At 57.1% G+C, this 14,620-nt stretch carries 16 protein-coding genes and 1 riboswitch; of the genes, 13 read left to right on the top strand and 3 right to left on the bottom strand.

Annotation, left to right across the window (positions count from 1 at the left end):
• The first annotated feature begins 312 nt into the window (after positions 1–312).
• Positions 313–684: a DUF6697 family protein gene (locus P0D73_RS11105; protein WP_408178551.1), complete on the top strand. Its 372-nt coding sequence runs from the start codon at positions 313–315 to the stop codon at positions 682–684.
• Positions 685–811: 127 nt separating this feature from the next.
• Here the strand turns inward: P0D73_RS11105 and ppnP are convergent, their stop codons facing one another.
• On the bottom strand, positions 812–1,132 hold the full coding sequence (ppnP, locus tag P0D73_RS11100; protein ID WP_116122394.1) for a pyrimidine/purine nucleoside phosphorylase: 321 nt from the start codon (positions 1,130–1,132) through the stop codon (positions 812–814).
• Positions 1,133–1,279: 147 nt separating this feature from the next.
• A complete protein-coding gene (gene mntP, locus P0D73_RS11095; RefSeq protein WP_408178552.1) occupies positions 1,280–1,849 on the bottom strand; it encodes a manganese efflux pump MntP in 570 nt (189 codons plus the stop codon).
• A 9-nt stretch (positions 1,850–1,858) separates the two neighbouring features.
• Positions 1,859–2,025, bottom strand: a riboswitch (yybP-ykoY riboswitch).
• A gap of 396 nt (positions 2,026–2,421) precedes the next feature.
• Here mntP and P0D73_RS11090 point away from each other — a divergent pair.
• The 3 genes from P0D73_RS11090 to P0D73_RS11080 all read left to right on the top strand — a co-directional run bounded on the left by P0D73_RS11090 (position 2,422) and on the right by P0D73_RS11080 (position 6,330).
• On the top strand, positions 2,422–4,347 hold the full coding sequence (locus P0D73_RS11090) for a potassium transporter Kup (protein ID WP_408178553.1): 1,926 nt from the start codon (positions 2,422–2,424) through the stop codon (positions 4,345–4,347).
• A 209-nt stretch (positions 4,348–4,556) separates the two neighbouring features.
• Complete coding sequence (locus P0D73_RS11085) at positions 4,557–6,017, top strand: amino acid permease (RefSeq protein ID WP_408178554.1); 1,461 nt, start codon at positions 4,557–4,559, stop codon at positions 6,015–6,017.
• A gap of 163 nt (positions 6,018–6,180) precedes the next feature.
• On the top strand, positions 6,181–6,330 hold the full coding sequence (locus tag P0D73_RS11080; RefSeq protein WP_181309363.1) for a hypothetical protein: 150 nt from the start codon (positions 6,181–6,183) through the stop codon (positions 6,328–6,330).
• Here the strand turns inward: P0D73_RS11080 and P0D73_RS11075 are convergent.
• Positions 6,327–6,473: a hypothetical protein gene (locus P0D73_RS11075; RefSeq protein WP_408178555.1), complete on the bottom strand. Its 147-nt coding sequence runs from the start codon at positions 6,471–6,473 to the stop codon at positions 6,327–6,329. The two genes, P0D73_RS11080 and P0D73_RS11075, sit on opposite strands and share 4 nt — an antisense overlap.
• A gap of 281 nt (positions 6,474–6,754) precedes the next feature.
• Between P0D73_RS11075 and P0D73_RS11070 the strand changes: the two genes are divergently transcribed.
• The 9 genes from P0D73_RS11070 (at position 6,755) to P0D73_RS11030 (ending at position 14,498) form a co-directional block, all read left to right on the top strand.
• A complete protein-coding gene (locus tag P0D73_RS11070; protein WP_408178556.1) occupies positions 6,755–7,876 on the top strand; it encodes a DegT/DnrJ/EryC1/StrS family aminotransferase in 1,122 nt (373 codons plus the stop codon).
• Positions 7,873–8,625, top strand: coding sequence for a class I SAM-dependent methyltransferase (locus tag P0D73_RS11065; RefSeq protein WP_408178557.1), 753 nt, complete (start codon positions 7,873–7,875; stop codon positions 8,623–8,625). Before P0D73_RS11070 ends, P0D73_RS11065 begins: the two co-directional genes overlap by 4 nt.
• Before the next feature lie 11 nt (positions 8,626–8,636).
• On the top strand, positions 8,637–9,317 hold the full coding sequence (locus P0D73_RS11060) for an acetyltransferase (protein WP_408178558.1): 681 nt from the start codon (positions 8,637–8,639) through the stop codon (positions 9,315–9,317).
• A 107-nt stretch (positions 9,318–9,424) separates the two neighbouring features.
• Complete coding sequence (locus P0D73_RS11055) at positions 9,425–10,240, top strand: glycoside hydrolase family protein (RefSeq protein ID WP_408178559.1); 816 nt, start codon at positions 9,425–9,427, stop codon at positions 10,238–10,240.
• A 272-nt stretch (positions 10,241–10,512) separates the two neighbouring features.
• A complete protein-coding gene (locus P0D73_RS11050; protein ID WP_408178560.1) occupies positions 10,513–11,187 on the top strand; it encodes a GNAT family N-acetyltransferase in 675 nt (224 codons plus the stop codon).
• Positions 11,188–11,212: 25 nt separating this feature from the next.
• Positions 11,213–12,121 (top strand): glycosyltransferase family 2 protein, encoded by a 909-nt coding sequence (locus P0D73_RS11045; RefSeq protein WP_408178561.1) that lies wholly within the window; start codon positions 11,213–11,215, stop codon positions 12,119–12,121.
• A gap of 2 nt (positions 12,122–12,123) precedes the next feature.
• Entirely contained in the window at positions 12,124–12,477 is a 354-nt protein-coding gene (locus P0D73_RS11040; protein WP_132383866.1) for a GtrA family protein, read from the top strand.
• Positions 12,478–12,481: 4 nt separating this feature from the next.
• Entirely contained in the window at positions 12,482–12,919 is a 438-nt protein-coding gene (locus P0D73_RS11035; protein ID WP_408178562.1) for a sugar 3,4-ketoisomerase, read from the top strand.
• Positions 12,920–12,923: 4 nt separating this feature from the next.
• Entirely contained in the window at positions 12,924–14,498 is a 1,575-nt protein-coding gene (locus P0D73_RS11030; RefSeq protein WP_408178563.1) for a glycosyltransferase family protein, read from the top strand.
• Positions 14,499–14,620: the final 122 nt, after the last annotated feature.

The raw sequence follows: 14,620 nt of genomic DNA, 5'->3' as shown, positions 1-14,620 counted from the left end.
CTTCCTACAAGCGCTTGCGGCAACCGTCTACGAAACCTCGCTCGGTGTCACCTCGAGATTCTGTCATCAACCGTATAACGAACGTATATAACCGCAGGGTGAATGCTGTTAATACGGCGTATCGAAACGCGCGACGAGTCCCGGATGCAGCCAGGTCAATCTGTGGCGCATGTCTCGCTGTTTCGCTCAACCAGCATGCCTTCTTTATCAAGAAGCTCATGCTTTATACAAGGGATTTAGGTACAGGCCGATATCATCGCTCCGCTTGATGCCACTGCTTTAAAGCCAGGCGTCATTCTTGGGAGAAAAATCATGTTTGATATTGGAAAAGAGTATTCTCGGGAAGATATTCATCGGGTGACGGGAGGATGCAAACAGGCATTCTTGCCCGTGAAGGGCGGCAAGGTCGTCGCTGCGCGATTGCGTCAGGATCTCAACCCGTATGCACCGGATGTGATCGTCTGCGATGGCAGCGCCGCTGCACGAGCGGCAGGCCGAACGCTCGCGCGACAGACCGACCCACTGCCTGTTTTTGTCCGAACAGCGACTGATCGATTCCGTTACATGGGCGATTACGTCACCGAGGAATCGTTTACTGCTCCGATCGACTACGCCAAGTACGTGCAGAACACGGGCTTTACGCTTGGTCAGATTTCGCGCGTGATCAAGATGAAGCGCCGTTGATCTCAACGGAAACTTCGATTCGGAATCGTCTCTTCGTCGGTTGGGTTGTGGCTCATGCCCAACCGGCGATCATCAATCACACGCTTGAATGCGCGCGCCGTACCAACGTCGTACGACGCGACACGTTTTACAGATAGCTGCAGACGTAGTCGAGTGTTTCGATCACGTCGATATCGAAGCGGCTTTTCCCGGGCACCGAAAACGACTCGCCCGCACCATACGTCTTCCACTCGTCACTGCCTTCGAGGCGGATGCGGCATTGGCCGGCCTGCACTTCCATGAGTTCCGGCGCATCAGTGCCGAAGTTGAGCGCGCCGGGCAGGATCACGCCAAGCGTTTTGCGCGTACCGTCGGCAAAGAGAACGGTGTGCGAGACACACTTGCCGTCGAAGTAGACGTTGGCTCGTTTAACAATGGAAACCTGATCGAATTGCGTTGCGGCCGTCATGCCAATCTTCCTCTGGGTTGTCGTGGGTGGATGCGTTTGCGCGGACTTCAGGTCGGACGCAAGCCCGCCATGATACAGGCGGCGCGCGCGCCAGTCGTCGATTGCGCCGCAAGAGGTGGAGAGCAGCCGGCGGCCGTCAACCACCGTCTAGCCGATGATCTTCAGATGCTCAGCCAGGATAGTGCTGCCAATACCGATCAGCACGACGCCACCCGCCAACTCCGCACGCCTGCCGGCCACATGCCCGATGACACGGCCAAGCATCACACCGATCGTGACCATTGTCATGGTGGCGAGCCCGATCGCGGCGGCAGTGGAATAGATGTTGACGTCCACGAAGGCGAGGCCCGCACCGACCGCCATGGCATCGATACTCGTGGCGAAGCCGGTCAGCGCCAGCAACCAGAACGAATGCGTCGACGGCTTCGCCGCCTCGATTTCCTTGGCGGCAAAGCTATTGAAAACCATGCGGGCGCCGAGGACCAACAACAGCGCAAACGCGATCCAGTGATCCCATGCGGAAACGTATTGCGCTGCAGCTTTGCCGAGGAACCATCCGACCAGGGGTGTCAGCGCTTCGATGACGCCGAAGATGAGTCCCGTCCTGACAGCCTCACGCCAGTGAGGACGTTTGAGCGTGGCGCCTTTGCCGATTGCGGCCGCAAAGGCGTCGGTGGACATGGCGAAAGCAAGGAACAGCGTTGCGACAGGATTCATGAGAGGAGGGCTCGAGGTCGGGCGGAAAACCGCGACACACCTCCGCGCCCGACCGGTCGCGAGGTGTGTCGATGGTCTTGCCAACCAAAGGGCTACCTGCACCACGGTCTGCGCGACCGAGAATGTTGACGCAGGCGCTTCTGGGTAGAAGCCGGCTACTCCCCAAAGACAGGGGCGAGCATATCACATCGAAAGCTTTATGTAATGCGAATCGCACCTCGCGTATGTGGAGACGAAATAAATCTGTCGCCACTTCATGTATCAGTAGCGTGGCAATCGGCCGATGGTATATGTTGAATTAGTGGCACACCGTCCTTCAGGAAAAGAGACAGGTCACGTTCGCGGAAGGCAGGTACGCAAAACATCAGAACAATACGAGTGCGCGTCCGGCGATAGGGCAACGGGACGCCCGTTCCTCGTACGGAAGTTGCTTCGACGGCGCTGACTGTTGCGTGGGGGACGCAGGCGACTCCTCGAAAAAAACGAGGCCTGACAAAAGCATGAATCGGTTCCGCACGTGCATCGGCCTATGCCAATTGTTGCACCGCGAGAACGCGAAACTGGAGCGAGACATGAGCCAGTCAGTATCCGCCGCGCCCGATGCGGGCCATTCCGGCGGGCGCGGGCATCAGCGGCCGGCGATGCCCGCACTCGCGCTTGCAGCATTGGGTGTGGTGTATGGCGATATCGGCACCAGTCCACTCTATACGCTGCAGACGGTGTTCGATCCAGTCAACGGACTGTCGCTCAACGCGCTGAACGTGGTCGGCATTGTCTCGCTGATCGTCTGGTCGCTGATCGTCGTCGTCTCGCTCAAATACGTCACGTTGATTCTGCGCGCGAACAATCACGGCGAAGGTGGGATCATGGCGCTGCTGGCGCTGGCCGCGTCGTCGGTTGCCACGCGGCCGCGCTTGCGCCATATGTTGCTGGGTGTCGGCATCATGGGTGCAGCACTCTTTTACGGCGACAGTGTGATCACGCCGGCGATCTCGGTGTTGAGCGCGGTCGAAGGTCTTCAGGTCGCCGCACCGTTTCTCAAGACCTGTGTGATTCCCGTGACGCTGGTTGCGCTGGTCACATTGTTCCTGATGCAGAAGCGCGGCACAGCCGGTATCGGCATCGTGTTCGGACCGGTGATGGTGCTCTGGTTCATCGTGCTTGCCGTGGTGGGCGTCATCAACTTGATGCGCGCGCCCGCGATTCTCGTCGCGCTCAATCCGCTCGCGGGGCTGGCGTTTTGCCTGCATCATCGGTGGCTGGCGTTCGTTGCTTTGGGTGCGGTCGTTCTGTCCTTGACCGGCGCGGAAGCGCTCTATGCGGACATGGGACATTTCGGCGCGAGGCCGATCCGGCTGACGTGGTTCGGCCTCGTGTTTCCCGCGCTTGCGTTGAACTATCTGGGGCAGGGCGCGTTGCTGCTTGCCGATCCGGGCGCGCTGCAAAATCCGTTCTACAAACTGTTTCCGCAATGGGCGCTGTATCCGATGATCGTGCTTTCGACGATCGCGACCGTAATCGCGTCGCAAGCCGTTATCTCCGGCACGTATTCGATGACGAAGCAGGCGATGCAACTCGGCTTTCTGCCGCGCATGAATGTCGTCTACACGTCGGAAAGGGAAATGGGGCAAATCTACGTGCCAGGCATCAACTGGACGTTATTGGCCGCCGTCGTGGCGGCTGTGCTCGGCTTCGGTTCATCCACGGCGCTCGGCTCCGCGTACGGTATCGCTGTCACCGGCACGATGCTGATTACGACGATCCTGACGTTCTTCGTCATTCGCTACGCGTGGCATTACAACTGGCTGCTATGCGTGTTTGCGACCGGTTTCTTCTTCGTGATCGACGCGGCGTTCTTCTCCGCGAATCTGCTGAAGCTCATGCAGGGCGGCTGGTTCCCGCTCCTCGTCGGGCTGATCATCTACACGATCATGGCGACCTGGGGACGAGGCTGGGAGATGATGCGCGCCGAAGCGCGCGTGAGGGCCGGGACGATGCCGCTCAAGCCCTATCTGGCCACGTTGTTGAAGGACTCGCCGATGCGATGCGGTGGCACGGCAATCTTTCTATCGCCCGATCCTGATGGCGTGCCGCATTCGTTGATCAACAATTTGATGCATAACCGCGTGCTGCACAAACGTGTCGTTTTCGTGACCGTGAACAATGAGGAGATACCGTGGGTGCCTACGAGTGAGCGCGTGAGTGTGCACCCGCTAGATTCGGATTGCTACCAGGTCACGATCACGTATGGTTTCATGGACGAGGTCGACTTGCCGCGCGCGCTTGAAATTTGTAAGTCGCAAGGTTTGACATTCGAGCCGGCGGAGACTTCCTACTTCCTTAGCCGTGCGACCTTGGTGCCCACTCGTGATAGCGGCATGGCGATGTGGCGAGAGCGTTTGTTCTCAGTCATGTTGCATAACGTGGGTAACGTTGCGGCTTATCTGAAGCTGCCGGCTAATCGAGTGATTGAGTTGGGGGCACGCGTGGAGATTTGAGGAATGCATAAGAACGCGAACAAAAGCCTCGTCCGCAGGCGCGAGAGAATCAAATATTCACTTTACTTTTAATTCGGAATACACTGAATTTGCTATTTCTCTTTTCTTTACCCGCTAGTCTTCAGTAACAGATGTTTTTGTCGTGCTCCGCGAGCCGAAGCAAACCGAGTCGGCTCGTGCCCAACACCATTTGAACGGGACGACTCATCATGGCTGATACGAGCTACATGGCACGAAAATCCGTCGCCGATATTGTAGGAAGCGCCGACGCGGAAGAAGGCCACGCACTATCGAAAACACTCGGCGCAACCAGCATCACGGCGATGGGCATTGGCGCGATCATCGGCGCCGGCATCTTCGTTCTGACCGGCACCGCCGCGGCGCAATTCGCCGGCCCGAGCATCATCCTGTCATTCGTACTCGGTGGCATTGCGTGCGCGTTCGTCGGCCTCTGCTATTCGGAGCTGGCAGCGATGTTGCCCGTATGCGGCAGCAGTTACACCTACACGTATGCCACGCTGGGTGAAATTTTTGCGTGGATCATCGGCTGGGACTTGATCCTCGAATACGCGATGGGAGCCGCCACTGTCGCGGTCGGGTGGTCCGGTTATATCGTGAGCTTGCTGCATAATGTGGGGATCAATATCCCGCCCGATCTAGCCACCGCACCCGGCACCATCATCAAGCTACCCGATGGCACCACCGCGACAGGCATCATCAATTTGCCCGCGATCGTGATCATCGCCATTCTCACCACCATGCTCGTGCTCGGTACGAAGGAATCAGCACGGCTCAACAACGTCATGGTGGCGGTCAAGCTGACCGTGGTGGTGGCCTTTATCGCGCTCGGCGTGTTTTTCATCAAGCCGGCGAACTGGCATCCGTTTATTCCCGCGAATACTGGCGAGTTCGGTAACTTCGGCATGAGCGGGATTCTGCGTGGCTCGGCCGTGGTGTTCTTCGCGTTCATCGGATTCGATGCGGTCTCCACTGCCGCACAGGAAGCGAAAAAACCGCAACGGGACATGCCGATCGGCATTCTGGGGTCGCTGATCATCTGCACCATTTTGTACATCCTCGTCGCGGGTGTTCTCACTGGACTCGTACCGTACGCTGAACTGAATGTTCCTGATCCGATCGCCAAGGGCGTGGATGCGATTGGCCTGAACTGGTTCTCGATTCTGATCAAGATCGGTGCGCTGACAGGACTGACCACTGTGATCCTTGTGCTGCTGTACGGGCAGAGCCGCATCTTCTTCACGATGTCGACGGACGGCTTGCTACCGCCTCTTTTTGCACGAGTTCATCCGCGTCTTCAGACGCCTCATCTGAGTCAGATTCTGATTGGCACGGTCGTCGCGATCGTGGCGGCGCTCACTCCGATCAGCGTGTTGGGGGAGATGGTTAGCATCGGCACTTTGTTCGCGTTCATTCTTGTGTGCGGCGCGGTGATCTATTTGCGGCGCAGTGACTCTGATGCTACACGCCCGTTCCGGGTTCCCGGTGTACCGATCGTGCCGGTTCTGGGGATCCTGTTTTGTCTGTTGCTGATGGCCGGGCTGCCGCTCGTCACGTGGGTGCGGCTTGTCGTGTGGCTTGTGATCGGGATGACCATTTATATTTCTTATGGTCGCAATCATTCGAAGTTGCGCTTTCCTGAGCGGCACTGAGAAGGCGGTGGCGCCGGGGCGGCGCTACTGCAAATATTTCTCACATATCGATGAAAAATGCTCGTTTGGTGGCTGAGGTCCGCCTTCGTAGACTGGGAGTGTGAGTGGTAGCCGCGACGATGCAGTACGACGTGGCTACTCCTGGTTTATGAGGAGGTTTGTCGTGGATATGACCTTGTTCGAGATTCCGGCCGTGGTGGTTGTTTTGGGTATCGTTGGTGTCGTGGTGGTTAGGGCGTTTGCCTCGTCGCGCGTGGATGGCATCGACGTTTTTATGCGGCGGCATATGCCCGATGAGCGCGAGAGGAGTTAGAAGGAGTTTTTTTCCGCATCAAAGCTTGCCGCGTTCTGCCGGCACTTGATAAGTTGCTCGCGGTTGATTCGGGCGATCGTCCCCTTGTCAGTATCTGATATGCTGCGGCCTTGCTTGCCGTCGCGCTGAGTGCCGCGCAGCAATTTCCATCCGCCGTCCGACTCGGGGTTGGATCGTGATCGCGCGGCGCATCCTATCTCGCTGTCGCGTGACATCGAAATCTAAGCTCACGACCCGTCTCCCCAGCGTCTGCCCAATACCTTTCAAACGTGACATCGACATTCGCCATGAGTTATGATAGGCGTTTGCCGTCGTCACCTTCTCGGATCTGATTCGGGCACACTTCACACGGTAACAACTTAATCAAAGTCATCGCACCGCTCGCGTGTGATGGCGTAAATCACATTGCGGAGGTACGCGCGCTATGGCCGGCAAGGTCCCTCTGTTTTCCATTGAAGCCTCGAATCGCGGCATCGATTTGGCTGGTGCGTTCAACCGCGTGGCGAACAGTCACTGGTTCATCCTCGGCAATGAAGTGACAAACTTCGAGCGGGAGTTCGCCGCGTATATCGGCGTCGATACCTGCGTTGCACTTGCTAATGGAACCGACTCGCTGGAACTCGCGTTGCGGGCTCTAGATGTAACGTCCAACGATTCCGTGGCGCTCGTGGCAAACGCGGGTTTTTACGGCAGCACGGCGGTCAATGCGATTGGAGCGCGCGCCCTTTACGTCGACGTCGATGCTTCGTCGCTGAACATGTCGCCGGCCGCCCTTCGCGACCTGCTTTCGCGCGAGAAGCCCAAGGCGATTCTCGTTACGCATCTGTACGGACAACTCGCAGCTATCGAAGAACTCGTAGCGATTGCCGCACAAGCCGGCGTTCCTGTCATCGAAGATTGTGCGCAAGCTCATGGCGCAATGCGCGCGGGGCGTATTGCGGGAAGCTTTGGCGCAATTGGCTGTTTCAGTTTTTATCCGACCAAGAACCTGGGCGCACTAGGTGACGGCGGTGCAGCCGTATGTTCGGACCCGGCGATCGCAGAGAAGCTGAAGATGCTGCGTCAGTACGGCTGGAACGCCAAATACAGTGTAGAGCTGGCGGGCGGCCGAAATAGCCGTATGGACGAAGTGCAGGCGGCGATCCTGCGCGAGAAGTTGCCGCACCTGAACGACTGGAATTCGCAACGTAAAGCCGTGGCGCGGCGATACAACGCCGCCTTCAAAGATCTACCGGCCAGGATCGCTTCATCCGTGGATGCGGATTACGTTGCCCATCTCTACGTCATTCGCGTGCGCGACCGTGATTCGTTTCGCGCGTATCTTGGCGAACAGCAGATCGCAACGGAAGTGCATTATCCGATTCCCGATCATTGGCAGACCGCTTACACAAGCCGGTCCGCTTCACCCCGTCAACATTTGCCGGTGACGGAACAGAGCGCGGCCGAGATCGTCACGTTGCCGTGCTTCCCGGGAATGACCGAGGCGCAGGTGGATCGTGTCATCGAATCCGTTTGTGCTTATTTCGCACGTGAGTCCGCGCAATGAATCAACCAAAGAACCGCACATCGCAGATCGGCTTCGACGATTTCCGGCGGCTCGCGAGCGACGACTCGTTGTCGAAATACGAGCGGATCGGATTTCCGGACGACTATCGTCAAGGTTTCGAGAGTCACATTTTCGCGGACATCGTCGGCAAACTGGACAACCTGCAACTTCCGAAACAGAACGTGCTCGACATCGGCCCTGGATGCAGCGATCTTCCGGGCATGCTGATAGGTCTTTGCGAGAAGAACGGCCATTTGCTCACTTTGGTGGATAGCGAGGAAATGTTGCAGCAACTGGACGATCGGCCATTCATCACGAAGGTTGCAGCGCGCTACCCCGATTGCCCTGGCGTCATCGACGGACTCAGAGAGACGGCAAATGTCATTCTCTGCTATAGCGTTCTGCAATACATCGTGCTGGAGGCACCGTTCTTCCGTTTCCTCGACGATTCGCTGTCCTTGTTGGCGCCGGGAGGTCAGATGTTGATTGGCGACATACCGAATGTATCCAAGCGCAAACGTTTCTTCTCCAGCGAAACGGGCGTCCGTTTCCACAAGGAGTTCATGCGCACCGCCGACGATCCGGTCGTAAGCTTCAATCAGATCGAGCATGACCAGATCGATGACTCCGTCGTCTTCTCGATTCTTGAGCGGGCGCGATCCGCTGGGTTCGATGCCTACGTGCTGCCGCAAGGGCGAGCGTTGCCCATGGCGAATCGCCGCGAAGACATCTTGATCCAACGACCGTAAAAGCGACGCAAATGGAAAAGACCCGAGACCTGGTTATCGTTGGCGACAGTGCATTCGCCGAAGTTGCGTACGAGTACTTCACGCACGACTCGGAGTACAACGTGGTCGCTTTCGCCGTCGAATCGGAATTCATGACGCGCGACCGCCTGTTCGATTTGCCGGTGGTGCCGCTGGAGCGGCTCGAAGAGCTTTATCCGCCCGAGCGGGTCGACTTCTATGCGGCAATTGTCTATTCGCAACTGAACCGGCTGCGTGCGCGCCTTTATGAAACGTGCAAGGCGAAAGGCTACAAGCCCGCAAGCTATATCAGTTCGAAAGCGTTCGTGTGGCCAAACGCGTCGATCGGCGAACATTGCTTTATCTTCGAGAACAATACCGTCCAGCCGTTTGTCCGTATTGAGGACAATGTCGTGCTCTGGAGCGGCAATCACATCGGGCATCATACGAAGGTGGACAGTCACTGCTTCATCTCGTCGCAAGTCGTGATTTCCGGGTTTTGTACGATAGGGCGCCATACCTTCATGGGTGTCAACTCGACGGTCAGCAATAACGTCAACATTGGCGAAAGCAATTGGATCGGACCCGGCGTTTCGATCTCGAGTGACACGGAACCTGACAAGCTCTACGGCGGTGTCAAAAGCGAACCCGCAAGAGTAAGCGCTCGCCGCTTCTTCAAAGTACGCGCGGACTAAAAATGGAATGGAGAAAGCTGGGCGTCGTCTGGTGCCCGACCGGTGACCTTTGGTGGGCCCGATCCCATGCATCGTGTCCGACGCCGCTGTTTCTGGACGACGGCACATTGCGCATCTACGTGCAAGGGCGTGACGAAAAAGGTATTGGCCGCATTGGCTTCGTCGACGTTGACGCCGGCGATCCAACGCGCGTGCTCCGCGTATCGCCGGACCCTGTCCTCGACGTTGGCGTACCGGGTGCCTTTGACGACAATGGTGTATTCCAGACATGCGTGCTCGCGCTTCCAGACGGCACGTTGGCAATGTACTACGTCGGCTTTGAGATTTGCCATCAAATCCGCTACCGCTTGTTGACTGGACTTGCCATCAGTCACGATGGCGGCGAGACGTTCCAACGTCTTCGAGCTACGCCGATTCTGGAAAGATCGCCACATGAGCTGCATATTCGTGGCGGCCCATTTGTCATGGCCGAAGGCGGCGTTTACCGCATGTGGTACGTCGCAGGAAGCGAATGGGAGACGCTGGAAGGAAAAGCCATGCCGGTCTACGACCTCCATTACCTGGAGTCCGCGGATGGGGTCATATGGCCCGAGGCGGGCAGTCGCGTCTTCGAAATGAATCGCGATGTCGAACACGGGTTCGGCCGGCCTTACGTTGTCAAGAAGCATGATGGCTACCAGATGTTCTATAGCGTGAGGAAGAAGCAGCCGCTGGGTTATCGGATGGGCTACGCCGAATCGCCCGATGGCCGGCACTGGACGCGGCTGGACGAACAGATGGGACTGGACGTTTCCGCATCCGGCTGGGACAACGAGACGGTCGAATACGCGGCGGTGGTCAATGCTGGCGACAAGACTTTCTGCTTTTACAACGGCAACGATTTCGGCGTGACGGGCTTCGGTGTCGCGGAACTGATCAAGTGAACATCAATATCGTCGACTACAGCGCTGAACACGCACAAGCATGGGATGACTGGTGTCGCGAATGCGACAATGCAACGCTGTTGCACACGCGACGCTTTCTGTCATATCACGGTGCACGCTTCGAAGACGCTTCCGTCCTGCTAATGAACGAGGGGCGTTTGGTGGGTCTGTTTCCAGCGGCGAAGGCGGCCGGCGATTCGGACATCGTCGTGAGTCATCCGGGCGCAACATACGGCGGCATTGCACACGCCGGATGGCTTCATGGTCAACGAATGATCGACGCGATCGGCGCGTTGAAGGATCACTATCGCCACCGTGGTATCCGCAAACTGGTCTACAAAGTGGTCCCGTTTATCTACGCGCGGGTTCCCTCGCAAGACGACGTGTATGCGCTTTTCCGTCATGATGCGCAGCGCGTTCGATGCGATTTGTCCTGCACGATCGATCTACAGCACCAGCGGCCCGTGAGCGAGCGTCGAAAGCGTGCGAGGCGCAAGGCGTGCAAGACCGTCACGCTGCGCGCGGCTATCGATGACCTGCCCGCATTCTGGGCGGTTCTGACCGAAACGCTCGCGCGCCGCCACGAGGCTGTTCCGGTTCACACGGTCGACGAAATCGCTCTGCTGGCCTCGCGCTTTCCCGACGAGATCCAGCTTCGATGTGCCGTTATGGATGAAAAAGTGATCGCGGGCGTCCTTTTGTTCTGCTCGAGGAACGTGTGGCACGCTCAATACATCGCGTCCAATGAGAGCGGCAATCAGGTTAGCGCGCTCGACGCGGTGTTTGGCGCCGCGATAGAAGAAGCCCGCGCTGGTGGAGCACGGTATTTCGACTTTGGAACGAGTAATGAATCAGCAGGCCAGGTACTGAACGACGGACTGTTCCGATTCAAGTCCGAATTTGGCGGCGGCGGTGTAGCCCACGAATATTACGAATTGGCGATTTGAGATTGTGAGTCAGAAAAAAATATCCTTGATCGTTCCGGTGTACTTCAATGCCGGAAGCCTGCCGCACCTATTCCCGCAGCTTGTCGCGCTCGAACAGGGCCTGCTCGCCCGCGATATTCTGCTTGAGCTTATCTTCGTCGATGACGGCTCAAAAGATAATTCCCTGGAACTGCTGCTGGAGTTCAAGAACACCCGGCCGGCCACCACTGTCGTCAAGCTGACTCGCAACTTCGGGGCGGTTCACTGTTCGAAGACGGGCTTCCGCTTCGTGACGGGTGACGCATTCATCGTCGTTGCTGCGGATCTGCAGGACCCGCCTGGGCTGATCAATGAGATGGTCGACCGGTGGCTGGCCGGTTCCAAATTTGTTATTTGCGAGCGCGTAACCCGAGATGATCCGGTCGTGTCGAAGATCTTCTCGCGTATTCACTATAAATTGCTGCGGGCACTCGTCATTCGCGACTACCCCGACGGCGGTTACGACATGGCGCTGATGGACAAGGCGCTATTGCCCCATCTTCTGAACAGTTCGAAATCAGTTTTTACGCCGCTCCTCGCTTATTGGCTGGGCTACGAGCCGAGCGTGATCACCTATCACCGCCCGGCACGTCGCCACGGCAAGTCCGGTTGGACGTTTGCCAAGAAATTTTCAGCATTTCTCGACATCATGCTGGGTTTCTCAATCACGCCAATCCGGGTGATTTCGGGCGTCGGCGCAGTCATCTCGGTGTGCAGTTTCGTCTATGGGCTTGTCGTCGTGATCGGCGCATTCCTTCACAACATTTCCGTTCCTGGATTTGCGACGATCGTCTCTCTGATCTCTTTCATGCTGGGACTCGTGATTGTCATGCTCGGCTTGATCGGTGAGTACTTGTGGCGGATTTTCGAAGAAACGAACCGGCGCCCGGAGACGGTCATCGAGCAGGTCTGGTAAAGATGAGGTTCAAGCGATTCCTGGTTTCGGGCGTGATCAATACGCTTGCCACCTACATCCTCTACCTGCTTTTGCTGCAGTTTCTTCCTTACACGTGGGCCTACACAATCACGTACGCGGCTGGTATCGCGTTGGGTTACCTGCTAAGCGCAAAATGGGTATTCAAAAAGAATCTGAGCGTACGGACCGCAGCGTCATATCCGCTGGCTTATCTAATCAACTATGCGATCGGAATAGGTATATTGAGGTTCTGCGTACATGTGCTGCACGTTCCGACGCAGGTCGCGCCACTCATCGTCGTTTGTGTGACCGTTCCCGCGATGTTCATTCTCACCCGCGCAATCTTCCGTGAGTAGGTCCATGACTACTATGCCTGCCATTTCCGACTGCAAGCTCTACGAGCTGCCGAAGATCACTGATCCACGAGGCAACCTTACGTTTATCGAAAGCGATAAACATGTGCCATTCGCGATCCAACGTGTTTTCTACTTATACGACGTTCCCACTGAAGAAAGCCGGGGTGCGCATGCGCACCATACGCTGAATCAGTTAATCATCTGTCTCTCGGGCAGCTTCGACGTCGAGGTCGACGACGGCAAGAACCGCACGCGCATCCATTTGAATCGGCCGTGGAAGGGCCTGCACGTGCCCCCGTTGATTTGGGCGGCAGAGGTCAATTTCGATCCCGGCTCGGTCGCGCTGATTCTTGCGTCCGATATGTACAATGAAGCCGACTATATCCGAGACTACGATGACTATCTCGCCCTGATGAAAGATCTAGCGTCAAAGCAGGATTGACTGAATGTACCGCAGCGTAACATTGAGATCAGAACCAACGTCAGGCGCACACAGCCAACGCATAGGGCTAATCGCCGCCGCTTTGTTCGTCGTGCTCGTCGTTGTAGTGCTGCGACTGGCGGTAGTCGGTGGCTATCCGTCCACGGACGAAGGCATCTACGGGTACTACGCGCTGATTATTCATGACCGATTATCGCAAGACCTGCGTCTTCCGAATGACGGCATGTTGATGCTCTACCCGTTAATGACGTCTTTCGTCTACTCGCTGAACGTCAATCCCATTTTTGCCTTTCGGCTGATCGATATCGTTCCGGACGCGCTGGCCGCCGTCTTGATGCTGCGAATATCAGCACGTTTGAGTGGAAGCCTGACCGCGAGCGCGCTCATCACCGCGCTGTTTTTTGCGCTGCTGAACCACCCGGCATTCATTCAATATGGGTTCAAGAACAGCTTCTTCATAGCGCTGTGTCTGTTGCTTTATGCGGTGATCCTGTTCTTGTCCGAGCAGCAAGCCAGTTCGTCCAGGTACTTAGCCATGGGCGTACTCGTCGCGCTCGGCGTACTTTTGCGGGAAACGCTACTTCTCTTCGCCGTGTTGGGGGCAGTTACCATCTTCGTGGAGCGGGGCACCCGCGGGCTGAAGCACTACGTTGCAGGCGGGCTGGCGGCTGGATCACTCATACTTATCCTGGCAATCGCCCTTCGAGGCTCCGGCGGCGTATCCAGCCTTATAGCCGGCTATGTTGACACTGGCGCTGGTTATGGAGCGTTCGGCGATTTGCGATTGAAGCTCTTCAAGTCGAGCGGGCAACTCGCTGCGCAGGCTGCTGCCGCAGGGCTGGTCATGAGTTTGGTGGCAACAGCATGCATCGTCATCGCGTCGATTCGCGGAAGAACAACGGAATATCTGAAGCCTTTCGTTTTTTGGGCCGCCGTCAGCTTGATTCCCTTCGTTGAACCGCTCGCGAAACTGGGTTTTCCTTATCATTTCTCGTGGTCGCTGATCGGCCTGTGCGGCATTACGAGCTTGGGTTGGAGCACTTGCCAGTTTGCTGGCCGGGCGCAAAAGCTCATTTGTAGCTGTTTGTGCATTGGCGTCTCCTTACTGCTCGTATGGCCTCAACTCAACTTTCAACGCAGCATCTTTTGGGGACTTACCTACCCCGCGCTCAAGGAGACGCACGGGAAATATTGGGCCGACGAGTCGATTCCGAATAGCAACTATCTGCTCTTGGCCGATGAGATCAAACGCGTTGCTCCTGCCAACGCCACGCTGAGTTCGAGCGCTGCGATGCTGATACTGTATCCCCTCACCGGTCTCCGCCCACCGTGTTACGGCGTCAGTAATCTGACCGTTACGGCTGTCACGCTGCACTTCGACGAAAAGGCCGTAAAACGAGCCATCGAGAGTTGCCCGGCCGATGTGGTCGTCGCGACCGAGAGAGACTTGCCTGGTAGTTCGGCCGTCACGCAAGCGATCCGGGAGCTCCCGCAATATCGGCCCGCTGGCAGGGTTGACGCATCGACTGCCCGAGATTACGGAAACTCCAGCGCAGAGTTGTTTTTGCGCCAGCGTTGACACGAATGAATGGGCTAGGGGAGCACGCAAGAGAACCCTGGCGTTGCAGCTTAAGCTCCCACAATGCCACCATGACGCCCGTTCGCCTGAGTCAGCACAGCATATGCAAGCGGGCGTCTATC

It is taken from the genome of Paraburkholderia sp. RL18-101-BIB-B (genome assembly GCF_046026985.1).
GTDB lineage: Bacteria > Pseudomonadota > Gammaproteobacteria > Burkholderiales > Burkholderiaceae > Paraburkholderia.
The sequence above is the reverse complement of the archived record's forward strand: the minus strand, read 5'-3'. Positions and strand labels throughout refer to the sequence as shown.